Raw genomic sequence first — 24,555 nt, 5'->3', positions numbered from 1 at the left:
CCGTGAACGGCCTCTCCACCGTCCTGATCGTCGTCGGGCTCTTCATGCTCGGCGGCGTCTACTCCTTCATCAAGCAGAAGCAGTCGAAGAGCATGGTGACCGTGCTCGCGCTCGGCTCCGCGATGTGCCTGACGGCCGGCATCCTGCGTCTGGACCTGTGGGCATGACGACTGCTTCGAAGGACACGGGTTCGAAGGCAATGGGTCAGAAGAAGGTCGTGGTCTTCGACTACGGCTTCGGCAACGTCCGGTCCGCCGAGCGCGCGCTCGCCCGGGTCGGCGCCGACGTCGAGATCACCCGCGACTACGACCGGGCGATGAACGCCGACGGACTGCTCGTCCCCGGCGTCGGCGCCTTCTCCGCCTGCATGCAGGGCCTCAAGGAGGCCCGCGGCGACTGGATCGTCGGCCGCCGCCTGGCCGGCGGCCGCCCGGTCATGGGCATCTGCGTCGGCATGCAGATCCTCTTCGCCCGCGGCATCGAGCACGGCGTCGAGACCGAGGGCCTCGACGAGTGGCCCGGCACGGTCGAGCCGCTGAACGCCCCCGTCGTGCCCCACATGGGCTGGAACACCGTGGACGCGCCCGAGGGCACCGAGCTGTTCGCCGGCCTGGACGCCGACGCCCGGTTCTACTTCGTGCACTCCTACGCGGTGCGCGACTGGACCCTTGAGGTCGGCAACCCGAACATGCGCGCCCCGAAGGTCACCTGGGCCACCCACGGCGAGCCCTTCGTCGCCGCCGTCGAGAACGGTGCCCTGTGGGCGACCCAGTTCCACCCCGAGAAGTCCGGCGACGCCGGCGCCCAGCTCCTCACCAACTGGATCGGAACGCTCTGATGTCCCGCACGCTTGAACTGCTCCCCGCCGTGGACGTCCGGGACGGGCAGGCGGTCCGCCTCGTCCACGGCGAGTCCGGTACCGAGACCTCGTACGGCTCCCCGCTCCAGGCCGCGCTCGCCTGGCAGGCGTCCGGCGCCGAGTGGCTCCACCTGGTCGACCTGGACGCCGCCTTCGGCACCGGCGACAACCGCGACCTGGTCCGCCAGGTCACCGAGGCCATGGACATCAAGGTCGAGCTCTCCGGCGGCATCCGCGACGACGCCTCGCTCGCCGCGGCCCTCGCCACCGGCTGCACCCGGGTCAACCTCGGCACCGCCGCCCTGGAGACCCCCGAGTGGGTCGCCAAGGTCATCGCCGAGCACGGCGACCAGATCGCCGTCGGCCTCGACGTGCGCGGCACCACCCTCAAGGGCCGCGGCTGGACCCGCGACGGCGGCGACCTCTACGAGACGCTCGCCCGCCTCGACGCCGAGGGCTGCGCCCGCTACGTCGTCACCGACATCGCCAAGGACGGCACCCTGCAGGGCCCCAACCTGGAGCTCCTGAAGAACGTCTGCGCCGCCACCGACAAGCCCGTCGTCGCCTCCGGCGGCGTCTCGTCCCTCGCCGACCTGCGGGCCCTCGCCGGGCTCGTGGACCTCGGCGTCGAGGGCGCGATCGTCGGCAAGGCGCTGTACGCGAAGGCGTTCACCCTGGAGGAGGCCCTGAAGGCGGTGGCGTCCGCATGAGTGACGCGCTGAGGAAGGTGTCGACGGGCGCTCCCTGGGAGGAGCAGTTCGGCTACTCCCGCGCCGTGGAGCTGCCCAACGGCACCGTCCTCGTCTCCGGCTGTACGTCGGTGATCGACGGCGCCATCGCCGACGGCGGCCCGTACGAGCAGACCGTCAACTCCTTCCACGTGGCCTTCGACGCCCTGAAGCAGCTGGGCCTGGGCGCCGAGCACGTCGTCCGCACCCGGATGTACATCACGCACGCGCGTGACGTGGACGAGGTCGGCCGCGCCCACAAGGAGCTGTTCGACGCGGTCCGCCCGGCCGCCTCGATGATCATCGTCTCCGGCTTCGTCGACCCGCGTCTGGTGGTCGAGGTCGAGGTCGAGGCCTACAGGAGTGATGCGGCATGAGCCTCGCCGTACGTGTGATCCCCTGCCTGGACGTGGACAACGGCCGGGTGGTCAAGGGCGTCAACTTCCAGAACCTGCGGGACGCGGGCGACCCCGTCGAGATGGCCAAGCTGTACGACGCCGAGGGCGCCGACGAGCTGACCTTCCTCGACATCACCGCCTCCTCCGGCAACCGCGAGACCACCTACGACGTGGTGCGCCGCACCGCCGAGCAGGTCTTCATCCCGCTGACGGTGGGCGGCGGCGTGCGCTCGGCGGAGGACGTCGACAAGCTGCTGCGCGCCGGCGCGGACAAGGTGGGCGTCAACACGGCCGCCATCGCCCGCCCCGAGCTGATCCGTGAGATCGCCGAGCGCTTCGGCCGCCAGGTCCTCGTCCTGTCGGTCGACGCCCGCCGCACCCCCACCGGCTCCTTCGAGGTGACGACGCACGGCGGCCGCAAGGGCACCGGCATCGACGCGGTCGAGTGGGCGCACCGGGCCGCCGAGCTGGGCGCGGGCGAGATCCTGCTCAACTCGATGGACGCCGACGGCACCAAGGACGGGTACGACACCGAGATGATCGCGGCCGTGCGCAAGCACGTGACCGTCCCGGTGATCGCCTCCGGTGGCGCCGGCAAGCTGTCCCACTTCCCGCCGGCCATCGCGGCGGGCGCGGACGCGGTGCTCGCGGCCTCCGTCTTCCACTTCGGTGATCTCCGGATCTCGGAGGTCAAGCAGACGCTGCGGGAGGCGGGCCACGAGGTCCGCTGAGGCGGGTTCCGCTTCCGGTTCCGCCTGCTGAAGGGCCCCTGCGGGGGCCCTTTTCGCTGCGCGGATCCGCAGGATCAGTTGCGCAATTTCTGTTGCGCAAGTTTTCTTTCGCATCTACGGTCAGGGGCATGACCTCGTCGGAGAGCCGCCGGATCACCGATCTCGGCACCCTCAAAGCCATCGCCCACCCGCTGCGCATCCGCCTCTACCGGGCGCTGCATGTGGCCCGTACCGCCACCGCCTCCCAGCTCGCCGAAGAGGTGGACGAGGCCGTGTCGCTGGTCAGCTACCACCTGCGCAAGCTCGCCGAGCACGGCCTGATCGAGGAGGCCGAGCCCCAGTCCGCCGACGGCCGGGAACGCTGGTGGCAGCCCAGCTCGTACGGCGTCACCATCCGCGACGAGGACGTCCGGGGAACGCCCGAACTGGCCGCCGCGAGCGACGCCCTCGGCCGCACCATCGAGCAGCAGCGCACCGAACTCCAGCGTCGCTTCCTCGACGAACGCCTCACCTGGTCCGACGAGTGGCGCTCCGCCGCCATCAGCTCCGAGTGGCTGCCGCGCCTGACCGCCGCCGAACTCGCCGCGCTCAACAAGGAACTGGGGGCGATCTGCGAGAAGTACGACCGCAGGGCCCGCGCCGCCGAGGCCGCGGGTGACACCGAGGGGCGCGAGAACGTCGCCGTCCACCTCCACGGCTTCCCCTACCGCGGGCTGCCCCGATGACCGCCGCCGGCACCGAGGCCGCCCTCGCTCCCGTCGCCGCGGCTCACCCCGCTCACCCCGCTCACCCCGCCCACCCGGCTCACCCCGCCCACCGCAGCCCCCAGGTGCTGCGCTGGCTCGGCGCGTACACCGCCTCCACGCTCGGCGACAGCGTCTACTACCTCGCCCTCTCCTGGGCCGCCGTCAGCAGCGGCACCCCCGCCCAGGCCGGGCTCGTCATGACCGTCTCCGCCGTGCCCCGCGCGCTGCTCATGCTCGTCGGGGGAGTGGTCGCCGACCGGCTCGGCCCGCGCCGGGTCGTCATCGTCTCCGACGCCGTCCGCTGCCTGTCCACCTTCGGCCTCGCCGCGATCCTCCTCCTCGCCTCGCCCGGCCTGTGGGTGCTCGCCGCCGTCGCCCTCGTCTTCGGCACCGTCGACGCGCTCTTCCTGCCCGCCGTGGGCGCGCTGCCGCCCCGGATCGCCGACCGCGACCAGCTCGCCCGCGTGCAGGGCATGCGCGGCCTCGCGTACCGCCTCGGCGCCGTCCTCGGCGGCCCGCTCGGCGGCCTCGCCGTCGCCACCGGCGGACCCGCCGGCGCCTTCGGCGTCGCCGGAGTCCTCTTCGCCCTCTCCGTACCCCTGCTCTGCACGCTCCGGCTCCGCTCGCTGCCCGGCGACGACCGGGCCGACCGGGACGGGCGGGACGGGCGGGGCAAGGCCCTGAGCGACCTCCGCGACGGCCTGCGCTACCTTCGCGGGCACCGGATCCTCGGCCCGCTGATGATCGTCGTCCTGCTCGGCGACCTCGGCTTCACCGGCCCGGCCAACGTCGGCCTCGCGATCCTGTCCGAACAGCGCGGCTGGGGTGCCTCCGGCATCGGCTGGGTCCTCGCCGGCTTCGGTACGGGCGCGGGCGCCGCCGCGCTGCTCGTCACCGTCCTCGGCCGGATACCCAGGGCCGGCGCCGTCCTCGGCTGGGCCATCGTCCTCGGAGCCGTGACGCTCGGCGCGCTCGCCCAGGTGCCCCGGCTGCCCGTCGCCGTCGCCGTGGCCGTCGTCACCGGTCTGCTCACCGGACTCTCCGGCGTGCTGTGCGGCACCCTCGTCCAGACCGAGTGCGACCCCGCGTTCCTCGGCCGGGTGAGTGCCGTCTCCAGCCTCGGCAGCCTCGGCATCGCCCCGCTCAGCTACCCGCTCACCGGCACCGCCATGGGCCTGTGGGGCCCCGGTCCGGTGTACATCGTCAGCGCCGCGGTCTGCGCCGCCTCCGGGCTGTTCGCCCTCGCGGTCCCGGCCCTGCGCCGCGCCGAACTGTCCGGGTCCTAGCTCCCTAGATCCCCAGCTGCTTCGTCGTCCTCATCAGCTCGATGGCCTCCGGCTCGCCCTCCAGGCCCACCTTCGCCACCTCCGTCCGCCCGTACACGTACATCGTCAGCTCGCCCGGCTCCCCGGAGACCGTCACCACCGGGGTGCCGCGGTGGGCCACCGCCGTCTGCCCGTTGGGGCGCCGGAGCACCAGACCCACCGGCGCCTTGCGGCCGAGCAGCCGGGCGCCCTTCTCCAGGCGGGACCACAGGGCGTCCGCGAAGACCGGGTCGAGCTCGCGCGCCGACCAGTCGGGCTGCGCCCGGCGCACGTCCTCCGCGTGGACGTAGAACTCGACGACGTTCGCCCCCTCGTCCACCTGCTTGATCGTGAACGGCGAGAACTTCGGCGGACCCGTACGGATGAGCTGGATCAGCTCCTCGTACGGCTTCTCGGCGAACTCCGCCTGCACCCGCTCCAGGCGCTCCTTGAGCGCCGGTACGAGCGTGCCGGCCGCCGCGTCCGGCCGCCGCTCCCGCACCACCACGTGCGCCGCCAGGTCCCGGGTCCGCCAGCCCTCGCAGAGCGTCGGCGCGTCGGGGCCGGCCGCCTCCAACAGGTCGGCGAGCAGAAGACGTTCACGCTTGGCATGGGTCGACATGGGCGCCAGCGTACGGCCGCGGCCGCCGGTCCGCCCAGCGGGTGCCCGCCGACCGGCCCACCGCCCGGCCACGGACCGGCCCACCGGCCGGCCACGGACCGGCCCACCGGCCGGCCACGGACCGGCCCACTGCCCCGCCCACCGACCGGCCCACCGACCGGACCCACCGTTCCGCCCACTGGACGCCACCCCGGCCACCACCCTCCGTCACGGCACAATGGCCCCATGAGCAGCACGCCGCGGACCTCCAGCGATCTCGACCCCGCCCTCGCCGCCCGCCTCAAGCGCAGCGCCGACGGACTCGTCCCCGCCATCGCCCAGCAGCACGACACCGGTGAGGTGCTCATGCTCGGCTGGATGGACGACGAGGCGCTGCACCGCACCCTCACCACCGGCCGCGCCACCTACTGGTCCCGCAGCCGCCAGGAGTACTGGGTCAAGGGCGACACCTCCGGGCATGTCCAGCACGTGAAGTCCGTCGCCCTCGACTGCGACGCCGACACCCTCCTCGTCAAGGTCGACCAGGTCGGCGCCGCCTGCCACACCGGCACGCGCACCTGCTTCGACACCGACGTGCTGCTCGCGGCCGAGTAGGGTCTGGCGCCATGGATCTCGAGACCTTCCGCAAGCTGGCGGCCGACCGCCGCGTCATCCCCGTCAGCCGCAGGCTCCTCGCGGACGGGGACACCCCGGTCGGGCTCTACCGCAAGCTCGCCGCCGAACGCCCCGGCACCTTCCTCCTCGAATCCGCGGAGAACGGGCGCAGCTGGTCCCGCTACTCCTTCATCGGCGTCCGCAGCGACGCGACCCTGACGGTGAAGGACGGCCAGGCGCATTGGCTCGGCACCCCGCCGGTCGGCGTCCCCGTCGACGGCGACCCGCTCGCCGCCCTGCGCGCCACCGTCGAGACCCTCCACACTCCCCGTGACCTGGCCTCCGGGATGCCGCCGTTCACCGGCGGCATGGTCGGCTACCTCGGCTACGACATCGTGCGCCGCCTGGAGCGGATCGGCGAGCACGGCCGCGACGACCTCAAGCTGCCCGAGCTCACCATGCTGCTCACCAGCGACCTCGCCGTCCTCGACCACTGGGACGGCACGGTGCTCCTGATCGCCAACGCGATCAACCACAACGACCTGGAGACCGGCGTCGACGAGGCGTACGCGGACGCCGTCGCCCGGCTCGACGCGATGGAGGCCGACCTGGCCCGCCCGGTCGCGTCCACCCCGGCCGCCCTGCCGGACTCGGCCCTGCCCGAGTACACGGCCCTGTGGGGCGGCCCCGCCTTCCAGGAAGCCGTCGAGGACATCAAGGAGCGCATCCGGGCCGGTGAGGCCTTCCAGGTGGTGCCCTCGCAGCGCTTCGAGACCCCCTGCACCGCCTCCGCGCTCGACGTCTACCGGGTCCTGCGGGCCACCAACCCGTCCCCGTACATGTACCTCTTCCGCTTCGACGACGGCTTCGACGTCGTCGGCTCCTCGCCCGAGGCCCTGGTCAAGGTCAAGGACGGGCACGCGATGGTCCACCCCATCGCCGGCACCCGGCACCGCGGCGCCACCCCGCAGGAGGACCACGACCTCGCCGAGGAGCTGCTCGCCGACCCCAAGGAGCGCGCCGAGCACCTGATGCTCGTCGACCTCGGCCGCAACGACCTGGGCCGGGTCTGCCGGCCGGGCTCCGTCGAGGTCGTCGACTTCATGTCGGTCGAGCGCTACTCGCACGTCATGCACATCGTCTCCACCGTCACCGGCGAGGTCGCCGAGGGGAAGACGGCCTTCGACGTGCTCACCGCCTGCTTCCCGGCCGGCACCCTCTCCGGGGCGCCCAAGCCGCGCGCCATGCAGATCATCGAGGAGCTGGAGCCGTCCCGGCGTGGCCTCTACGGCGGCTGCGTCGGCTACCTCGACTTCGCCGGCGACTCCGACACCGCCATCGCCATCCGCACCGCGCTGCTGCGCGACGGCACGGCGTACGTGCAGGCCGGAGCCGGTGTCGTCGCCGACTCCGACCCGGTCGCCGAGGACAACGAGTGCCGCAACAAGGCGGCCGCGGTGCTCCGTGCCGTCCACACCGCCAACCGGATGACGGCCCGCTGACGGCCCGCTGACGGCCCGCTGGCGGACCGGTGACCTGTCTCCGGTGACCCGTCTCCGGTGCGTCTCAGGTGGGCAGGTTCACACGACCGGATGAACGAACGGCGAGCCGGTAGGGGATAGTGGGGTATGTGAGTGCTGTACCCGTACCCCAGCCCCGAGCCGCCCGACCGGGCGGCGCCGCTTCCTCCGGCGCCCGCCGCAGCCTGGCCGCGGCCCTGCTGCTCGGCGCCCTCGGAGCCACCGTCGTACTGCTCTCCGCCGGCCAGATCTGGGCCGAGGGCACCGCGGCCGTCGGCGGCGGAACCGTCCCCGTCGAGGCCGACGGCGGCACCGTCACCGGCGTCCCGACCGCGCTCGCGATCGTCGGCCTCGCCGCCCTCGTCGCCGTCTTCGCGGTCCGCCGCACCGGCCGCACCATGGTCGCCGCGCTGCTCGCCCTGAGCGGCGCAGGCGCCGCCCTCGCGGCCGTCCTCGGCGCCTCCGACAGCGCCGCCCTGAACGCGGAGGCCGCCCGGATCAGCGGCAACACCGCCGCCGCCGTCAGCAGCCTCAGCCACACCGTCTGGCCGTACGTGACCGCCGCCGGTGCCGTCCTCATCCTGGCCGCCGGGCTCTTCGCGCTGCGCTTCGGCAAGTCGTGGCCCGCCATGGGCGGCCGCTACGAGCGCTCCGGAGCCCCCCGCGCCGCGCGCCGTACCGCCGCCACCCCCACGGCCGACCCGGACCGCCCCGAGGACCTCTGGAAGGCCCTCGACCGCGGCGAGGACCCCACCCACGGCGGCTGAGGACCGCGATTGTCACGCGCGGATCGCGACGCGTGATCGTTCGGGCACCCCGATTCATCGTCGCGCGCGCATGTGCGGAACAATGAGGCGTCACCACCGAGCAACATCGACGAGGAGCAACTCATGGCGGGCAGCGCCCACGGACACACCCCGGCCGCCTGGACCGGTGTCATCATCTCCTTCATCGGCTTCTGCGCCGCCGGCGTCTTCATGGTGGCTGCGAACTCGCCCGGTTTCTGGGCGAGCATCGGTGTCATCCTCCTCGGCGGTGTCGTCGGTCTCGGGATGAAGGCCGCCGGCATGGGCATGCCGAAGGACTCGGCCGCAGTCGTGGCCGCCCGCGAGGCCGCCACCCAGGCCACGGTCGCCAAGGCCTGAGTCAGGGCCCGAGCGATCGCCGCACCCCGGTTCACCCCGAAGGCGCAGTCCCGTGACACGGGGCTGCGCCTTCGTGCCGTACGGGTGAGAATCACCGGGTGGACCCCAATCCGACGGCGGGAGCAGCCGTGACCCAGGCCGCCCCCGGCCCCTCCGCGCACCCCCCGTACCCCCCGTACGCCTACGGGCCCCCGGGGCCGCCCCCGCCGCCCCGGCCGCTCGCGCGGCGGCTGCTCGCACCGCTCGGCACCCTCGCCGGGGTCGCCGCCGCCTTCGCGTACGTCGGCACCGTCGACCCCAACGAACCCGGGCACTACCCCGTCTGCCCGCTGCTCCGCTTCACCGGCCTCTACTGCCCAGGCTGCGGCGGGCTGCGCAGCGCCCACGCCGTCGTCCACGGCGACCTCGGCGCCGCGCTCGGCTCCAACGCGCTCGCCGTCGCCGGCTACGGGATCTTCGCCGTGGTGATGGTCCTGTGGCTGGTTCGCGCCGTCCGCGGCGTCCCCATGCGTCTGGCGGTCTCCCCGGCCTGGTGGTGGGGCATCGGGGCCGTACTGGCCCTGTTCACGCTCGTACGGAACCTGCCGTTCGGGGCCGCGCTCGCCCCGTGACGTACGGCCCGGGAGGCAGGCGGAGTCCCGGTCGAAGTCCCAGCAGATGGGACGCGTCGTCAACCGATGCGGGTCGGATGGCCACCTACGGATACCATCGGACGTGGCTGAACCGTGTTCATCGAAGTTCATCGAGTCCCGGAAGGGGGCCTCTCGCGTGAGTGTGCTCGACGAGATCATCGAAGGCGTGCGCGCCGACCTCGCAGAGCGGCAGGCGCGGGTCTCCCTCGACGAGCTCAAGGAGCGTGCCGCCAAGGCGCCGCAGGCCAAGGACGGGGTCGCCGCACTGCGCGGCGACGGCGTCAAGGTGATCTGCGAGGTCAAGCGCTCCAGCCCGTCCAAGGGCGCACTCGCCGCCATCGCCGACCCGGCCGGTCTCGCCGCCGACTACGAGGCGGGCGGCGCCGCCGTCATCTCCGTCCTCACCGAGCAGCGCCGCTTCGGCGGCTCGCTCGCCGACCTGGAGGCCGTGCGCGCCAGGGTCGACATCCCGGTCCTGCGCAAGGACTTCATCGTCACCGCGTACCAGCTCTGGGAGGCCCGGGCGTACGGCGCGGACCTCGCGCTGCTGATCGTCGCAGCCCTGGAGCAGGAGGCCCTCGTCTCCCTCATCGAGCGCGCCGAGTCCATCGGGCTCACCCCGCTCGTCGAGGTCCACGACGAGGAGGAGGTCGAGCGGGCGGTCGCCGCCGGCGCCCGCGTCATCGGCGTCAACGCGCGCAACCTCAAGACCCTCAAGGTCGACCGGTCCACCTTCGAGCGCGTCGCGCCCGAGATCCCGGCCGGCATCGTCAAGGTCGCCGAGTCCGGCGTCCGCGGCCCGCACGACCTGATCGCGTACGCCAACGCCGGCGCCGACGCGGTCCTGGTCGGCGAGTCCCTGGTCACCGGCCGCGACCCCAAGGCCGCCGTCGCCGACCTGGTCGCCGCCGGCGCCCACCCGGCCCTGCGCCACGGGCGGGGCTGACCCGGCATGAGCGTCCGCTTCCGCCGCCACGACACGCCGCACGTCCCGGGCCGTATCGCCCGGGGCGCCGCCGGTGTGCACGCGGACGGAAGCGACCGCCGCCACGCCCCGCTCGCCCGCGGCTGCCGCCCGCGCGGCTGCCGCGCCCCCGCCCGCCGTGTCCACGGCCGCCGGGTCCGCTATGTGATCGGCGACGAGCCGGGCCAGGTCAACGGCATGCGATGGCGCCCGCGCCGAGCGCGCGTTTCCTGACGCTGCCGTAGCCCGCCCGCGCGGGCCACGTGCCCGCGCCTACGCCGCCGTCCCCGTGCCCCGTCGTAGGCCTCCCCCCCCCCGTTTGGGCAGGCCCTCATGTACGGGCTGTGCCTTGCCTGTCCCTGTGGGCCCTGCGCCCGGCGGGCGGGTGTTCCGTGTGCGGGCCAGCGCCCTGCTGGTGCGGTGCCCTCCGGTTGGGGGCGTTCGCCCCGGCTGGGGCGGTGCCCTCCTCGTGCGGGCTGCACCCGCCGCCACCTCCGTGTGGAGCTGCGCTCCGCACGGGCGGTGCCGACCCGCACGGGTTGCGCCCGTCGCACCTCGGTGTGGGGCTGCGCTCCGCATGGGCGGTGCCGACCCGCACGGGTTGCGCCCGTCGCACCTCCGTGTGGGGCTGCGCTCCGCATGGGCGGTGCCCTCCCGCACGGGCTGCGCCCGTCGTCACCCCCGTGTGGGCATTCGTCCCGCTGGGGCGGGACGGGTGGGCACACGGGACGGCGCCCTTGCGGGCGCGTTCCGCACCTGTGCCTGGACCCGCACCACCAGTGCGGCGCCCTGCGGGTGGGCGTTCAGGCGCAGGGAGCCTAGGCCCGGCAAGGGGCGCCGTCCGTTGTGCCCACCCGTTCCGCCCCGGCGGAACGTATGCCCACAACGGGGAACGGCGAGGCGCCCCCCAACGGGCGGGCACCGCCCCCGCGGGGCACCCGGCAGCGGAGGGGTGCACCGCCCTGCGGGGCGAGGCTCGCGACGGCGCGAGGCGCAGACCGGCGCGCTGCCGCACGCAGACACGACACGCGCATACCGTGACCACCGACCACACGTCACCCGGGGCACCCGCCCCGCGAGGAGCAACCGCATGTCCAGCGAGTTCTTCATTCCCGACCCGGAGGGTCAGGTCCCGTCCCCCGAGGGCTACTTCGGTGCCTACGGCGGCAAGTTCATCCCCGAGGCCCTCGTCGCCGCCGTCGACGAGGTCGCCGTCGCCTACGAGAAGGCCAAGCACGACCCCGAGTTCGCCCGCGAGCTCAACGAGCTGATGGTCCACTACACCGGCCGCCCCAGCTCCCTCACCGAGGTCGCGCGGTTCGCCGAGCACGCCGGCGGCGCCCGCGTCTTCCTCAAGCGCGAGGACCTCAACCACACCGGCTCGCACAAGATCAACAACGTGCTCGGCCAGGCCCTGCTCACCAAGCGCATGGGCAAGACCCGGGTCATCGCGGAGACCGGCGCCGGGCAGCACGGCGTCGCCACCGCCACCGCCTGCGCCCTGTTCGGCCTCGACTGCACCATCTACATGGGCGAGGTCGACACCCAGCGCCAGGCCCTCAACGTGGCCCGGATGCGCATGCTCGGCGCCGAGGTCATCGCGGTGAAGTCCGGCAGCCGGACCCTCAAGGACGCCATCAACGAGGCGTTCCGCGACTGGGTCGCCAACGTCGACCGCACCCACTACCTCTTCGGCACGGTCGCCGGCCCGCACCCCTTCCCCGCCATGGTCCGCGACTTCCACCGGGTCATCGGCGTCGAGGCCCGCCGCCAGATCCTGGAGCGCGCCGGACGCCTGCCCGACGCGGCCGTCGCCTGCGTCGGCGGCGGCTCGAACGCCATCGGCCTCTTCCACGCGTTCATCCCGGACGCCTCCGTCCGCCTCGTCGGCTGCGAGCCGGCCGGCCACGGCCTGGAGACCGGTGAGCACGCCGCCACCCTGACGGCCGGCGAGCCCGGCATCCTGCACGGCTCGCGCTCGTACGTCCTCCAGGACGAGGAGGGCCAGATCACCGAGCCGTACTCGATCTCGGCCGGCCTCGACTACCCCGGCATCGGCCCCGAGCACGCCTTCCTCAAGGACAGCGGCCGGGGCGAGTACCGGGCCGTCACCGACGACGCCGCCATGCAGGCGCTGCGCCTGCTGTCCCGTACCGAGGGCATCATCCCGGCCATCGAGTCGGCGCACGCCCTGGCCGGCGCCCTGGAGCTCGGCAAGGAGCTCGGCAGGGACGGCCTGATCGTCGTCAACCTCTCCGGGCGCGGCGACAAGGACATGGATACCGCCGCTCGCTATTTCGGGCTGTACGACACGGACGCCGAGGTGGCCGCGGACGCCGCCGACGTCGCCGAGATCGAGGGGGACGCCAAGTGACCGGGAACATCCAGCTCCTGAGCGACACGCTCGCCAAGGCGAAGAGCGAGAACCGGGCGGCGCTCATCGCGTACCTCCCGGCCGGCTTCCCCACCGTCGACGGCGGCATCGCGGCCGTCAAGGCGGTCTTCGACGGCGGCGCCGACGTCGTCGAGGTCGGCCTGCCGCACAGCGACCCGGTGCTCGACGGCCCGGTCATCCAGACCGCCGACGACATCGCGCTGCGCGGCGGCGTGAAGATCGCCGACGTGATGCGCACGGTCAAGGAGGCCCACGAGGCCACCGGCAAGCCGGTCCTCGTGATGACGTACTGGAACCCGATCGACCGCTACGGCGTCGAGCGCTTCACCGCCGAGCTGGCCGAGGCCGGTGGTGCGGGCTGCATCCTGCCCGACCTGCCGGTCCAGGAGTCCGCTCTCTGGAGGGAGCACGCGGCGAAACACGGTCTCGCGACCGTCTTCGTCGTCGCCCCCAGCAGCAAGGACGAGCGCCTGGCCACCATCACCGCGGCCGGCTCCGGCTTCGTCTACGCCGCCTCGCTCATGGGCGTCACCGGCACCCGCGCCTCCGTCGGCGAGCAGGCCGCCGACCTCGTCCGCCGCACCCGGGCCACGTCCGAGCTCCCGGTCTGCGTGGGCCTCGGCGTCTCCGACGCCGCCCAGGCCCGGGAGGTCGCCGGCTTCGCCGACGGCGTCATCGTCGGCTCCGCCTTCGTCAAGCGGATCCTCGACGCGGACGGCGACGAGGCCGCCGCGCTCGGCGCCGTAAGGGAACTGGCGGCCGAACTCGCCGAGGGCGTGCGCCGCATCGCGTAACCCATACGGGTGGATTCGCGACCGGGGAGGCGCGCCCGCGCCTCCCCGGTTCGTTCTCGTGGGCGTGAGCGACAAGAACCGTGACGGAAACCGGAGCGCGCGGGAGCGCCTCCAGCAGCAGCGCCGCCGAGACCAGGCCCGAGAGAAGCAGCGGCGCGTCCTCATCGTGTCGGCGGCGGTCGTCGGCGTCCTCGGCCTGGCCGCCGTGGTCGGCGTGATCGCCGCCAACAGCGGGGGCAAGGACAGCTCCGACAAGGCGGGACCGGTCGTCGAGCCGGCCGGGGCGATCAGCGGCGACAAGCCCGCAATCCCGCAGGGAAAGCCCGACGCCCCGTCCACCCTCCAGGTCTGGGAGGACTTCCGCTGCCCCGCGTGCGCCCAGTTCGAGACGTACTTCCGGGACACGATCCACGAGCTGGAGGCCTCGGGCGCGCTCAAGGCGGAGTACCACCTCGCCACCCTCATCGACGGCAACCTCGGCGGCAGCGGCTCGCTGCGCGCCGCGAACGCCGCCGCCTGCGCCCAGGACGCCGGGAAGTTCACGGCGTACCACGACGTGCTGTACACCAACCAGCCGCAGGAGACCGACGACGCCTACGCCAAGAACGACAAGCTGATCGAGCTCGCCGCGAAGGTCCCCGGGCTCGACACGCCCGCCTTCCGCAGCTGCGTCGAGGACGGCACGCACGACGGCTGGGTGAAGAAGTCGAACGACGCCTTCAAGAAGAGCGACTTCAACGGCACCCCGTCCGTCCTGCTCAACGGAGAATCGATCTTCCCGCAGAAGGGCAGCGAGCAGATCTCCCCGGAGAACCTGAAGAAGTGGGTCGCCGAGGCCAACAAGGGCAAGCAGCCCGGCACCGCCTCCCCGGCCGCAGGCTCCCCGGCCGCCGGCTCCTCGTCCGGCCGCTGACCTCCCTCCGGCCACCGACTTCCCTCAGGTAGTTACGGAGAAGTTGCCGGGCAGGCTGCCGTCTCGCCCGCCCGGCAGGGTAGCGTCGGACCTGCCATGGACCTTGCCTACATTCCCAGCCCCTCGACCGGCGTGATCCACCTCGGACCGATCCCGCTGCGCGGCTATGCCTTCTGCATCATCATCGGTGTCTTCGTCGCCGTCTGGCTCGGCAACAAGCGCTGGATCGCCCGGGGCGGCACCGCCGGAACCGTCGCCGACATCGCCGTCTGGGCGGTGCCCTTCGGCCTCGTCGGCGGCCGTCTCTACCACGTGATCACCGACTACCAGCTGTACTTCAGCGAGGGTGAGAACTGGGTCGACGCCTTCAAGATCTGGGAGGGCGGCCTCGGCATCTGGGGCGCCATCGCGCTCGGTGCCGTCGGCGCCTGGATCGGCTGCCGCCGCCGCGGCATCCCGCTCCCGGCGTACGCGGACGCCATCGCGCCCGGTATCGCGCTCGCCCAGGCCATCGGCCGCTGGGGCAACTGGTTCAACCAGGAGCTGTACGGCAAGCCGACCGACCTGCCCTGGGCCCTGAAGATCACCGCGGGCGCCAACCGCGAGGCCGGCCTCTACCACCCGACCTTCCTCTACGAGTCGCTGTGGTGCATCGGCGTCGCACTGCTCGTCATCTGGGCCGACCGCCGCTTCAAGCTCGGCCACGGCCGCGCCTTCGCGCTGTACGTCGCCGCCTACTGCGCCGGCCGCGGCTGGATCGAGTACATGCGCGTCGACGAGGCGCACCACATCCTCGGCCTGCGGCTGAACGTGTGGACCGCGATCATCGTCTTCGTGCTCGCCGTCCTCTACATCGTGATCTCGGCGAAGGTGCGCCCGGGCCGCGAGGAGATCGTGGAGCCGAGGAAGGGCGACACGGAGGCCGGGGCTGCCACGGACGGCGCTGCCGCCGAGGAGCCCGAGGCCCCCGAGGCCGAGGTGGTGGCGCCCGTCGAGGACGCGGCCCCCGACGTCGAGGAGAAGCACAAGGACGGCGCCGGGAACGGGGCCGGGACCGGCGGGCGCTGACCCGCACGGCGCGAGCCGATCACGGCACAGGACATGGCGGAGGGCCGCCGGGACCACACGGTTCCGGCGGCCCTCCGCCGTTGTGCACGAGGGGTGGTCAGGCGCGGCGGGCGGCGAGGGCCAGGACCCGCCGGGCCCGGGTCACCACGGCCGCGTCGACGAACCGGCCGTCCGGCAGGGCCAGGGCGCCCTGCTGGGCCTCCGCCGCCTTGACCACCTCCTCGGCCGCGGCGATCTCGTCGGGGCCCGGGAGATAGGCCTGCTCGATCACCGGGAGCTGCCGGGGGTGGATCGCGGTGCGGCCCAGGAAACCGAGGGCACGGCCCCGGGCACAGCTCGCGGCGAGCCCGTCCAGGTCCCGGACGTCGGGGTGGACGGACTGCACGGGCGGCGGCAGGGCGGCGGCGCGGGCGGCGACCACGACCCGGCTGCGCGGCCAGTCGAGCCCGCGGTCCTCCCGTACGCCCAGGTCGGCGGCGAGATCGGCCTCGCCGAGGGCGATGCCGTGGACCGAGGGGTGGGCGCGGGCGATGGCGTGGGCGTGCTCGACGGCGAGGGCGTTCTCCAGGAGCGGGTAGAGCGGGAGGCCCGCGGAGATCTCGGCGATCCGGGCGATGTCAGTGGGGTGTGTCACCTTGGGAACACGGAGAGCGACGAGTCCGGGGAGGGAGACCAGGGATGGGATGTCGCGGGGTGCGTGCACACGGACATGGACCGGTACGGGCTGGGGGTCGGCGAGCAGGTCGCGGGTGGCCGCGAGGGCGTAGGCCCGCCGGTCCGGGGCCACCGCGTCCTCCAGGTCGACGATGACCACGTCGGCGCCGGAGGCCAGTGCCTTGCGGACCACGTCGGGGCGGTCGCCCGGGGCGTAGAGCCAGGTGAGGGGGACGGGCCGGATGTCGGGCCGGGCGTCGGGCCGGGTGGGGGTCATACGGCTCCTTCGGCGCGCAGGGTGGCGATCTCGGCGGGGGTGAGACCGAGTTCGGTGAGCAGGGTGTGGGTGTCCGCGCCGTGCGGCCGGCCGGTCCAGCGGATGCCGCCGGGGGTGTCGGAGAGCCGGAAGAGCACGTTCTGCATCCGGATCGGGCCGAGCTCGGGGTCCGGGACCTCGGTGACGGTGCCGAGGGCCTGGAACTGCGGGTCGTCGAGGACGTCGCGCACGTCGTAGACGGGGGCGATGGCGGCCTCCGCCTTCTCGAAGGCGGCCATGGCCTCGTCGCGGGTGTGGCGGGCGATCCAGGTGCCGACGGCTTCGTCGAGGACGTCGGCGTGGGCGGCCCGGCCGGTGCCGGAGGCGAACCAGGGTTCGTCGATCAGCTCCGGCCGGCCGACCAGGCGCAGCACGCGTTCGGCGATCGACTGGGCGGAGGTGGAGACGGCGACCCAGGAGCCGTCGGAGGTCCTGTAGGTGTTGCGCGGGGCGTTGTTGCGGGAGCGGTTGCCGGTGCGCGGCTGGACGTAGCCGAGCTGGTCGTACCAGAGGGGGTGGGGTCCGATGACGGAGAGCATCGGTTCGATGATGGCCATGTCGACGACCTGGCCGTGGCCGGTGGTGTGCCTCGCGGTGAGCGCGGTCATCACGGCGTACGCGGTGGCGAGGGCGGCGACCGAGTCGGCGAGGCCGAAGGGCGGCAGGGTCGGCGGGCCGTCCGGCTCGCCGGTGATGGCGGCGAAGCCGCTCATGGCCTCGGCGAGGGTGCCGAAGCCGGGCCGGTGGGCGTACGGGCCGAACTGGCCGAAGCCGGTGACCCGGGCGAGCACCAGGCGCGGGTTGACGGTGGACAGCTCCTCCCAGCCGAGACCCCAGCGTTCCAGCGTGCCGGGACGGAAGTTCTCCACGATGACGTCGGCGTCGGCGGCGAGCCGGAGGAGGGTGTCACGGCCGCCGGGGGTGGACAGGTCCAGGGTCATGGTCCGCTTGTTGCGGCCGAGGACCTTCCACCACAGGCCGACGCCGTCCTTGGCGGGGCCGTGGCCGCGGGACGGGTCGGGTTTGCGGGGGTGCTCGATCTTGATCACGTCGGCCCCGAAGTCGCCGAGCATCATCGCGGCGAGCGGGCCCGCGAAGAGGGTGGCGAGGTCGAGGACGCGCAGTCCGTGCAGCGGCGGCTGCGTGGCGGTGGCGGCGGGGCCGGTGGCGGCGCTCATGCGAGGGCCGCCTCGATCGCGGCGCGGTACGGCATCGAGGTGGACGCGCCCTCGTGCTGCACCGAGAGCGCGGCGGCCGCCGACGCCCAGGCCAGTGCCTCCGGCATGGGGCGGCCCTCGGTGAGGGCCACGGCCAGGACACCGGCGAAGGTGTCGCCTGCGGCGGTGGTGTCCACGGCCCGGACGCGGGGCGCGGGCACGGTCACCGGTTCGGCGCCGCGGACGGCGTGGAGGCAGCCGGCCGCGCCGAGGGTGACGACCACCTCGGGCACCTGCTGCAGGAGGGCCTTCGCGGCGGCGGCCGGGTCGGTCTCGCCGGTGAGGGCGGTGGCCTCGTGCTCGTTCGGCACCAACAGGTCGGTGGCGGCGAGGAGTTCCGGCGGGAGGGGCTGGACGGGGGAGGGAGTGAGGATGGTGCGGACGCCGCGCTCGCGGGCGGCGCGGGCACCCTCCACGACGACGGAGAGGGGGAGTTCGAGCTGGAGGAGCAGGGCGTCGGCGGTGCCGATCAGGGCCTCGTCGCCGTGGTCGAGGGAGGTGACGGTGCCGTTGGCGCCGGGGACGACGACGATCGCGTTGCCGCCCTCGTCGTCCACGACGATGTGGGCGGTGCCGGAGGCGCCCTCGACGGTGCGCAGCAGATCGGTGTCGACGCCGCTGTGTTCGAGCGCGGCCCGCATCCGTACGCCGAAGTCGTCGGCGCCGACCGCGCCGATCATCGACACCTCGGCGCCGGCTCGGGCGGCGGCGACGGCCTGGTTGGCGCCCTTGCCGCCGGGCACGGTGCGGAACTCGCGGCCGGTGACGGTCTCGCCGCGGGCGGGTGCCTTGGCCACGTAGGCCACGAGGTCCATGTTCGTGCTGCCGAGCACGACGATGCTGCTGGTCATGGGCGTACTGCCTCCGAGTGCGTCAGTGCGGCCAGGGCGTCGAAGCCGATGCCGTCGAAGGACGGCACCGAGGTCGAGAGCCGGTTCTTGAGAGGGGAGGTCCAGGATTCGGGAAGGCGGTCGGGGTGCCCGGCGAGCAGTCCCGCGACCGAGCCGGCGGTGGCGCCGTTGGAGTCGGTGTCCCAGCCGCCGGAGACGGCCGCGCCGATGGAGCGGGTGAAGTCGCCGTCGGCGTGGGTGAGCGCGGCGGCGAGCAGGGCGGCGTTGGGGACGGCATGGACCCAGTGATACCCGCCGAGCTCGGCGTGGAGCCGGTCCACGACGGTGTCGAAGTCCGGGTGCGTACGGGCGGTCTCGATGCCGGTCCGTACGGCGCGGGCGAGTCGTGACCCGGGGGGCACGGTGGCGAGCCCGGCGGCGAGGGAGGTGTGCACGTCCGCGGTCCCGCTCGCGGCGGTGGCGACCGTCGCGGCGACGAACATCGCGCCGTACACGCCGTTGCTGGTGTGGGTGAGCACCGCGTCCCGGTGGGCCTGCCGGGCGGCGCCGGCCGGGTCGCCGGGGTGGGTCCAGCCGTGCACGTCGGCGCGGATCTGCGCGCCGATCCACTCCCGGAAGGGGTTGCGGCGGGAGGCGGTGTGCGGGGGCTCGACGCCGTCGAGGAGGTTGCGGTAGGCGATCCGCTCGGCGGTGAACGTCCGCCCCGCGGGCAGCTCGTCGAGCCACAGACGGGCGACGTCGGCGGTGGTGAAGTCACGGCCGTGGCGCCGGAGGAGGAGCAGGTTGAGGAGGGGGTAGTTGAGGTCGTCGTCCTCGGGCATCCCGTCGATGTTCTCGGCGAGCGAGGTGGCGGCGGAGCGCCGGTTCCACGGGTGGGAGGCGAGCAGCGACGCGGGCACGCCGCGGGCGGTGAACCAGTCGCGGAGCGGCCAGTTGCCGGTGGCGCGGGCGAGGGCGCGGATGGCGGTGAGGGGCAGCTTCTCGACGGGCTTGCCGAGGAGGCACCCGGCGGCCCGCCCGAGCCAGGCGGCGTGCAGCCGCTCCAGGAGACCGTCGGATCCCCCCACCCCGCCCCTTCCCGAATCCCTGACGAGCCCGGGGGCCCCGCCCCCGTCCCCCTGACGCCGCGCCGCTTCGTGCGCGGGGTTCGACGGCCAGGTGGGGCAGGCGGCGATGATCGCGGGGAGGGAGGTGGGTTCCAGCGGGGCGAGGGGGGAGGGGAGTTCGGAGAGGGCGTCGAGGATGGTCTCGGCCAGGGGGCGCAGGTCCGGGCGGGGAGTGGGGGAGGCGCCAGCCGCCGAGGGGGCGGGCGGGCCGCCGGCTGCGTACCAGCGGGCGGCGAGCGCGCCCGCGTCGCGGCCGTCCTCCGCCGCCTGGCGGAGTTCGTGGCCCACCAGGTCCTCGGGCTGGACCCAGGTGAGGCGGACGGGGGTGGCGGCGGACGAACAGGCGGGCGTTCCGGTGCCGTTGCCGGAGGGGGCGGCTTCGCCCAGGGGGGTCGTCATCGGGTCGGGCCCGTCAGGGTCGCGTACGCCGACTCGTGGGCGCGGCGGCGGGCGGTGTCGCGGGTGAAGATCTCGTGGGTCACGGACGTCAGCGCGGCGGCCGGGGCGTGGAGGTCCAGGCGGCTCGCCTCGGCGATCCGCTTCGCCCACTCCGCCGGGACGGCGGACTCGCCGTGGAGGGCGCCGGCGAGGGCGCCGGCCATGGTGGCGATGGAGTCGCAGTCGCGGCCGTAGTTGACGGCGCCCAGGACCGTACGGCGGTAGTCGCCGTCGCCGACGAGCAGCATGCCCAGGGCGACGGGGAGTTCCTCGATGGAGTGGACCCGGGAGGGGCGGCGGGCGTCCAGGGAGGGGGCGCGGTAGTCGGGGCCGACGGAGTCGAAGGGGGCGACGGCCCGGCGCAGCGGGGCCAGGGCGGACTCGAAGTCCCGGTGCGCGTCGCCGGCTTCGGCGGCTGCCTCGATCGCCGCGCGGGTGCCGTCCTTGGCGAGGGCGAGCGCCGCGTCGACGACCGAGCGCGGCGTCGCGCCGGGGACGCAGGCCGCGGCGACGGCGGCCGCGAAGACGCCGGCGGCCTCGCGCCCGTAGGAGGACTGGTGGGCGCCGGCGATGTCCAGGGCCTCGGCGTACGCGGCCGCCGGGTGGGCGGCGTTGACCAGGCCGACCGGGGCCATGTACATCGCGGCGCCGCAGTTGACGATGTTTCCGGTGCCGGCCTCGCGCGGGTCGGCGTGCCCGTAGTGGAGCCGGGCGACGATCCACTTCTCGGCCAGGAAGACCCGCTGGAGGGGCAGCGCCTCCGCCTCCAGCTCGGGGATCCAGACCGGGCGGCCGATGAGTTCGGGGACCAGGTGCTCGGCGACCGCGTACGCGTCGAGGTGGTCGCGGACCTTCTCGTACACCCGGATCAGGGCGTGGGTCATCAGGGTGTCGTCGGTGACGTGTCCGTCGCCCTTGTGGTACGGCGCGATGGGGCGGGCGGTGCGCCAGGCGTCGCCGTTCCAGGGGCCGACGATGCCGGTGACGCGGCCGCCGTGACGTTCCACGATCTGCTCGGGGGTGTAGCCCTCGACGGGGCCGCCGAGGGCGTCGCCCACGGCGGCGCCGACGAGGCTGCCGGTGATCCGGTCATCCAGAGTGGGGATCGGAGTAGGGGTCGAAAAAGGCGGGGTTTGCGGTGTCATGGCGGAATTGTCCACCCGGGGTGGCCGGTTCCGTGGCTGCGAGCAGACCGGCGAGTTCGACCAGGTCGGTGCCCGCGAGCCGGGGCAGCGCGCAGCCCGCGAGGGTGCGGCAGGCCTCCCGCCAGGTCGCCGGGACCGAACTCCCGCCGCCCAGCGCGCCGGTGAGCGCGCCCGCGAGCGCCGGGGCCGAGTCGGCGACCCGGGACAGGCACGCGGCGGCCGGCACCGCGGCGGTCATGTCGCCGCGCGCGGCGAGCGCCAGGGCGAGGGCGACCGGGACGGTCTCGGCGGCGGCGATGCCGTAGCTGTAGACGTGGTCGACGATCTGGTGCTCCAGGAGCGGGACCAGCTCGAAGGCGGTGGCGGCGGTGCGGGCCAGCCGCACCGCGTAGCGGGCGTTGCGGCCGATCTCCGTCGCGGGCGGCAGCTGCGCGAGTGCCGCTGCCACCGCGTCCGCGGCCGGCGCCCCGCCGAGCGCCGCCGCGACGGCCGCCGCCATGGCCCGCGCGCCGTGCACGCCGTCGCCGTCCTGGGTGTACCGCGCGTCGAACTCGGCGAGCCCGGCCGCCGCGACCGGATCGCCGGGGTGCACGAGCGCGAGCACGGCGGCGCGGACGCAGGCGGCGTCGTCGAAGTAGTGCGGGTTGTCGTGCCCGGTCGCCGGGGGCCGCAGGCCGGTCGCCAGGTTCCCGAGCCCGGCCCGTACCGAGATCCGGGCCCGCAGCGGCAGCACCGCGGACTCCACCTCGGGCGCGCGGTCGGCCGCGGCGGCGATCTGGCACGCCAGCGCGTTCCAGGCGAGATCGACCGCGGCCCGCAGCCGCCGCTCGGGCGCCAGCGTCCGCAGCAGCGGCCCGCCCGCCGCGAGCACCGCCTCGGCCGTGAACACCGCCCACTCGGCGTCGTCGGAGGGACCGAGCCGGAGCGGCTCGGGCGGCTGGTTCAGCGCGATCGGTACGGGCAGGGTGGTCGTCGCGTTGTCCTCGGCGAAGGTGTCCAGCTCCCGCGTGAGGCGTCGCGTCCACTCGGGCATCCGCGCCGCCCGGTGCCGCGCGGCGGGCCATCCGGCGGCGTCCCCGGCGGCGAGCCCGAGCAGCACCCCCTCGATCCGGTCCCGGCGCCCCTCGTCCCGCCTCCGCACCCCGAGTACGGGCGCCCGGCGCCGAGGGGCCTCGGGCGCGTCGGCCGGGGCGCCGTCGTCCGCCGGGGCGGGCGGCCCCCACACGGACCCCCCGCCGGTCTCGGTCCGCGGCGAGGTCCATTCCTCGCCGCCGGCCGCTCCGGTGTCCGGCGTCGCCGTGGTCGTCAGGTCCGCGCTCATCAGGCGTCTCCCTCCGGGGTGAGCAGGTCCGCGATGTCGAGGATGTGGTAGCCGCGCATGGAGGGCAGGCAACTGCCCGCGACCGGGGGGATGACACCCGCCCACTCCTCCGGGATCGCGGCCTCGCCGCCGAGCGCGCCGGCCAGGGCGCCGGCGACCGCGGCCGTGGTGTCGGCGTCACGGCCCATGTTGACGGCGGTCAGGGCCGAGGTGCGGAAGTCGCCGCGGGCCGCGGCGAAGGCGCCGAAGGCCAGGGCGACGGCCTCGGGGGCGAGGTCGGTCCAGGGATAGCCGCCGATGACGACGGCGGAGCGGACGGCGCGTTCGCGTTCCAGCGGGTCGGTGATGACCCGGCGGGCCGCGACGACCGCGCGGCGCATCGAGCGGGCGGTCCAGGAGTCCATCGGGACCACCGAGAGGGCGGCGGCGATGACGGAGGTGACCGTCGCGCCGCCCATCGCCGCCGCCACGCCCGCCGCCACCGCCTGGCCGCCGTAGATGCCCTCGCCCTCGTGGCTGACGCTGCCGTCGATCGCGACCAGCCGCGCCGCCTCGGCCGGGCGGCCCGCCGCGAAGACGCCGAAGGGCGCGGCCCGCATCGCGAGGCCGTCGCTCCAGGCGTGCCGGTGCTGGGCCGAGATGGGCGCGGCGAGGCCCCGGCGCAGGTTCTCCAGGGTGCCGCGCTCCGAGAAGCCCGCGCCCCGGAACGGCCCTTCGTCCATGTCGGCGATCCAGTGGTGCCAGGCCCGTTCGACATGCCCGACGGTGAGGCCCGAGCCGTGCCGGGCGAGCAGCAGGCCGGAGAAGATGGCGTACTCGGTGTCGTCGGTGCCGGCCGGCCGGTCCGTCACGAAGCCCTCGATCCGGCCCCAGCGGCGGCGGATCTCCGAGGGCCGCAGATTCTCGGCGGGCGCGCCGAGCGCGTCGCCCACCGCGAGGCCGAGCAGCGCCCCCCGCGCCCGCGCGCGCAGGTCGTCCACCCCCTGTGCCGCCCCTTGTGCCGCGCCCTGCGCCGCCCCTTGCGCCGTCCGTTCGCGTACCCCGCCCGCCGTTCTCGCCGCCCCCGCCGTGACAGTCGCGTCGCCGGTCATTCCGTACCCCTTTCGCGCTCCCTCCCATCCCTGCCACGTGACGGCCCCGACCGCTCACGGAAACGTTTCTGTCACCCGGGTGACGGCGTGTCAGACACCTCGCCATCCCCTCAGCCCCCCGCGCGAACAGCAAGGTCAGCCTTAGTAAGTACGGCCTACCTTGCTGGCGCGCCCCTTACATACGGCGTACTTTCGAAGACGTCGAAGGGGGCGGGAGTGCCGAACCCGCAGCGAACACAGGGGAGAAGCATGTCCATCATCGAGGCCGCCGCGCCGCTCCACGAGGCCCACCGCGACAACCACACCCACCGCGACGTCAACGGCGGCTGGCTGCGCCCCGCGGTCTTCGGCGCGATGGACGGACTCGTCTCCAACCTGGCGCTCATGACCGGTGTGGCCGGCGGCGCGGTCTCCTCGCAGACCATCGTCATCACCGGACTCGCCGGACTCGCCGCGGGCGCCTTCTCGATGGCCGCCGGCGAGTACACCTCCGTCGCCTCGCAGCGCGAGCTGGTCCAGGCCGAACTGGACGTCGAGCGGCGCCAGTTGCGCAAGCACCCGATCGACGAGATGGAGGAGCTGGCCGCGCTCTACGTCTCCCGAGGCGTCGAGCCCGCGCTCGCCCGCGAGGTCGCGATGCAGCTGTCGAAGGACCCGGAGCAGGCGCTCGAGATCCACGCCCGCGAGGAGCTGGGCATCGACCCCGACGAGCTGCCGTCGCCGGCCGTCGCCGCGCTGTCCTCGTTCGGCGCGTTCGCCCTCGGTGCCGTCCTGCCCGTCCTCCCGTACCTGCTCGGCGCCACCGCGCTCTGGCCGGCCGTGCTGCTCGCGCTCCTCGGGCTCTTCGCCTGCGGCGCGCTGGTCGCCCGGGTGACCGCCCGCAGCTGGTGGTACAGCGGCCTGCGTCAGCTCGTCCTCGGCGGTGCCGCCGCGGCCGTGACGTACGGACTCGGCATGCTCTTCGGAGCGGCGCTCTAGCCGTACGAGAACGGCTCCACGCCCC

The 24,555-nt window shown here is 74.2% G+C and carries 27 protein-coding genes; 19 read left to right on the top strand and 8 right to left on the bottom strand.

Going from position 1 to position 24,555, the window contains the following annotated elements:
* Nucleotides 1-2: 2 nt before the first annotated feature.
* The 7 genes from AB0C73_RS19445 to AB0C73_RS19415 all read left to right on the top strand — a co-directional run bounded on the left by AB0C73_RS19445 (nt 3) and on the right by AB0C73_RS19415 (nt 4,748).
* Entirely contained in the window at nt 3-167 is a 165-nt protein-coding gene (locus AB0C73_RS19445; RefSeq protein WP_362531345.1) for a hypothetical protein, read from the top strand.
* Nucleotides 164-838 (top strand): imidazole glycerol phosphate synthase subunit HisH, encoded by a 675-nt coding sequence (gene hisH / locus AB0C73_RS19440; RefSeq protein ID WP_362531342.1) that lies wholly within the window; start codon nt 164-166, stop codon nt 836-838. The genes AB0C73_RS19445 and hisH overlap by 4 nt, the downstream gene beginning before the upstream one ends.
* Nucleotides 838-1,569, top strand: coding sequence for a bifunctional 1-(5-phosphoribosyl)-5-((5-phosphoribosylamino)methylideneamino)imidazole-4-carboxamide isomerase/phosphoribosylanthranilate isomerase PriA (priA, locus tag AB0C73_RS19435; RefSeq protein ID WP_362531339.1), 732 nt, complete (start codon nt 838-840; stop codon nt 1,567-1,569). Before hisH ends, priA begins: the two co-directional genes overlap by 1 nt.
* Nucleotides 1,566-1,964 (top strand): RidA family protein, encoded by a 399-nt coding sequence (locus tag AB0C73_RS19430; RefSeq protein ID WP_362531336.1) that lies wholly within the window; start codon nt 1,566-1,568, stop codon nt 1,962-1,964. The genes priA and AB0C73_RS19430 overlap by 4 nt, the downstream gene beginning before the upstream one ends.
* Complete coding sequence (gene hisF / locus AB0C73_RS19425; protein ID WP_362531334.1) at nt 1,961-2,716, top strand: imidazole glycerol phosphate synthase subunit HisF; 756 nt, start codon at nt 1,961-1,963, stop codon at nt 2,714-2,716. Before AB0C73_RS19430 ends, hisF begins: the two co-directional genes overlap by 4 nt.
* 128 nt (nt 2,717-2,844) lie before the next feature.
* Nucleotides 2,845-3,441 carry a helix-turn-helix domain-containing protein gene (locus AB0C73_RS19420; protein ID WP_362531332.1) on the top strand — a complete coding sequence of 199 codons (597 nt, stop codon included), beginning with the start codon at nt 2,845-2,847 and terminating at the stop codon, nt 3,439-3,441.
* The gene (locus tag AB0C73_RS19415; protein ID WP_362531330.1) at nt 3,438-4,748 is read left to right on the top strand and encodes an MFS transporter; all 1,311 of its coding nucleotides are present in this window, start codon (nt 3,438-3,440) and stop codon (nt 4,746-4,748) included. Before AB0C73_RS19420 ends, AB0C73_RS19415 begins: the two co-directional genes overlap by 4 nt.
* A gap of 4 nt (nt 4,749-4,752) precedes the next feature.
* On the opposite strand, the gene AB0C73_RS19410 is transcribed toward AB0C73_RS19415, so the two are convergent.
* A complete protein-coding gene (locus tag AB0C73_RS19410; RefSeq protein WP_362531329.1) occupies nt 4,753-5,388 on the bottom strand; it encodes a TIGR03085 family metal-binding protein in 636 nt (211 codons plus the stop codon).
* Nucleotides 5,389-5,613: 225 nt separating this feature from the next.
* Here AB0C73_RS19410 and hisI point away from each other — a divergent pair, with 225 nt between their 5' ends.
* The 11 genes from hisI to lgt all read left to right on the top strand — a co-directional run bounded on the left by hisI (nt 5,614) and on the right by lgt (nt 15,413).
* Nucleotides 5,614-5,982: a phosphoribosyl-AMP cyclohydrolase gene (gene hisI / locus AB0C73_RS19405; protein WP_362531326.1), complete on the top strand. Its 369-nt coding sequence runs from the start codon at nt 5,614-5,616 to the stop codon at nt 5,980-5,982.
* A gap of 11 nt (nt 5,983-5,993) precedes the next feature.
* Nucleotides 5,994-7,484, top strand: coding sequence for an anthranilate synthase component I (locus AB0C73_RS19400; RefSeq protein WP_362531323.1), 1,491 nt, complete (start codon nt 5,994-5,996; stop codon nt 7,482-7,484).
* A gap of 119 nt (nt 7,485-7,603) precedes the next feature.
* Nucleotides 7,604-8,269, top strand: a complete 666-nt coding sequence (locus AB0C73_RS19395; protein ID WP_362531320.1) for a TIGR02234 family membrane protein — start codon at nt 7,604-7,606, stop codon at nt 8,267-8,269.
* 123 nt (nt 8,270-8,392) lie between these two features.
* On the top strand, nt 8,393-8,647 hold the full coding sequence (locus AB0C73_RS19390) for an HGxxPAAW family protein (protein WP_362531317.1): 255 nt from the start codon (nt 8,393-8,395) through the stop codon (nt 8,645-8,647).
* A 230-nt stretch (nt 8,648-8,877) separates the two neighbouring features.
* On the top strand, nt 8,878-9,258 hold the full coding sequence (locus tag AB0C73_RS19385) for a DUF2752 domain-containing protein (RefSeq protein ID WP_362531527.1): 381 nt from the start codon (nt 8,878-8,880) through the stop codon (nt 9,256-9,258).
* Between the two features lie 157 nt (nt 9,259-9,415).
* The gene (gene trpC / locus AB0C73_RS19380; protein ID WP_362531315.1) at nt 9,416-10,225 is read left to right on the top strand and encodes an indole-3-glycerol phosphate synthase TrpC; all 810 of its coding nucleotides are present in this window, start codon (nt 9,416-9,418) and stop codon (nt 10,223-10,225) included.
* A 6-nt stretch (nt 10,226-10,231) separates the two neighbouring features.
* Nucleotides 10,232-10,477 carry a tryptophan synthase subunit(beta) gene (locus AB0C73_RS19375; protein WP_362531312.1) on the top strand — a complete coding sequence of 82 codons (246 nt, stop codon included), beginning with the start codon at nt 10,232-10,234 and terminating at the stop codon, nt 10,475-10,477.
* An 856-nt stretch (nt 10,478-11,333) separates the two neighbouring features.
* Nucleotides 11,334-12,617, top strand: coding sequence for a tryptophan synthase subunit beta (gene trpB, locus AB0C73_RS19370; protein ID WP_362531309.1), 1,284 nt, complete (start codon nt 11,334-11,336; stop codon nt 12,615-12,617).
* Complete coding sequence (trpA, locus tag AB0C73_RS19365) at nt 12,614-13,432, top strand: tryptophan synthase subunit alpha (protein ID WP_362531306.1); 819 nt, start codon at nt 12,614-12,616, stop codon at nt 13,430-13,432. Before trpB ends, trpA begins: the two co-directional genes overlap by 4 nt.
* 64 nt (nt 13,433-13,496) lie before the next feature.
* Nucleotides 13,497-14,345: a thioredoxin domain-containing protein gene (locus AB0C73_RS19360; protein ID WP_362531304.1), complete on the top strand. Its 849-nt coding sequence runs from the start codon at nt 13,497-13,499 to the stop codon at nt 14,343-14,345.
* A gap of 96 nt (nt 14,346-14,441) precedes the next feature.
* Nucleotides 14,442-15,413: a prolipoprotein diacylglyceryl transferase gene (gene lgt, locus AB0C73_RS19355; RefSeq protein ID WP_362531301.1), complete on the top strand. Its 972-nt coding sequence runs from the start codon at nt 14,442-14,444 to the stop codon at nt 15,411-15,413.
* A gap of 97 nt (nt 15,414-15,510) precedes the next feature.
* Here lgt and AB0C73_RS19350 read toward each other — a convergent pair whose 3' ends face one another.
* Genes AB0C73_RS19350 through AB0C73_RS19320 form a run of 7 tightly spaced genes read right to left on the bottom strand, consistent with a single transcriptional unit; the run spans nt 15,511 to nt 23,441 of the window.
* On the bottom strand, nt 15,511-16,344 hold the full coding sequence (locus AB0C73_RS19350; RefSeq protein WP_362531298.1) for an aldolase/citrate lyase family protein: 834 nt from the start codon (nt 16,342-16,344) through the stop codon (nt 15,511-15,513).
* Nucleotides 16,341-17,561 (bottom strand): CoA transferase, encoded by a 1,221-nt coding sequence (locus AB0C73_RS19345; protein WP_362531295.1) that lies wholly within the window; start codon nt 17,559-17,561, stop codon nt 16,341-16,343. Before AB0C73_RS19345 ends, AB0C73_RS19350 begins: the two co-directional genes overlap by 4 nt.
* Nucleotides 17,558-18,451, bottom strand: a complete 894-nt coding sequence (rbsK, locus tag AB0C73_RS19340) for a ribokinase (RefSeq protein WP_362531294.1) — start codon at nt 18,449-18,451, stop codon at nt 17,558-17,560. The genes AB0C73_RS19345 and rbsK overlap by 4 nt, the downstream gene beginning before the upstream one ends.
* Nucleotides 18,448-19,956 carry an ADP-ribosylglycohydrolase family protein gene (locus AB0C73_RS19335; protein WP_362531291.1) on the bottom strand — a complete coding sequence of 503 codons (1,509 nt, stop codon included), beginning with the start codon at nt 19,954-19,956 and terminating at the stop codon, nt 18,448-18,450. Before AB0C73_RS19335 ends, rbsK begins: the two co-directional genes overlap by 4 nt.
* The gene (locus AB0C73_RS19330) at nt 19,953-21,140 is read right to left on the bottom strand and encodes an ADP-ribosylglycohydrolase family protein (protein ID WP_362531289.1); all 1,188 of its coding nucleotides are present in this window, start codon (nt 21,138-21,140) and stop codon (nt 19,953-19,955) included. Before AB0C73_RS19330 ends, AB0C73_RS19335 begins: the two co-directional genes overlap by 4 nt.
* Nucleotides 21,085-22,461 carry an ADP-ribosylglycohydrolase family protein gene (locus AB0C73_RS19325; RefSeq protein WP_362531286.1) on the bottom strand — a complete coding sequence of 459 codons (1,377 nt, stop codon included), beginning with the start codon at nt 22,459-22,461 and terminating at the stop codon, nt 21,085-21,087. Before AB0C73_RS19325 ends, AB0C73_RS19330 begins: the two co-directional genes overlap by 56 nt.
* The gene (locus tag AB0C73_RS19320; RefSeq protein ID WP_362531284.1) at nt 22,461-23,441 is read right to left on the bottom strand and encodes an ADP-ribosylglycohydrolase family protein; all 981 of its coding nucleotides are present in this window, start codon (nt 23,439-23,441) and stop codon (nt 22,461-22,463) included. Before AB0C73_RS19320 ends, AB0C73_RS19325 begins: the two co-directional genes overlap by 1 nt.
* A 360-nt stretch (nt 23,442-23,801) precedes the next feature.
* Between AB0C73_RS19320 and AB0C73_RS19315 the strand changes: the two genes are divergently transcribed.
* Nucleotides 23,802-24,530: a VIT1/CCC1 transporter family protein gene (locus AB0C73_RS19315; protein ID WP_362531282.1), complete on the top strand. Its 729-nt coding sequence runs from the start codon at nt 23,802-23,804 to the stop codon at nt 24,528-24,530.
* The last annotated feature ends 25 nt before the right edge of the window (nt 24,531-24,555 follow it).

Origin of the sequence: Streptomyces sp. NPDC048623, assembly GCF_040650755.1 — a bacterium.
Taxonomy (GTDB): domain Bacteria; phylum Actinomycetota; class Actinomycetes; order Streptomycetales; family Streptomycetaceae; genus Streptomyces.
This window is presented reverse-complemented; position numbering and strand designations above follow the sequence as displayed.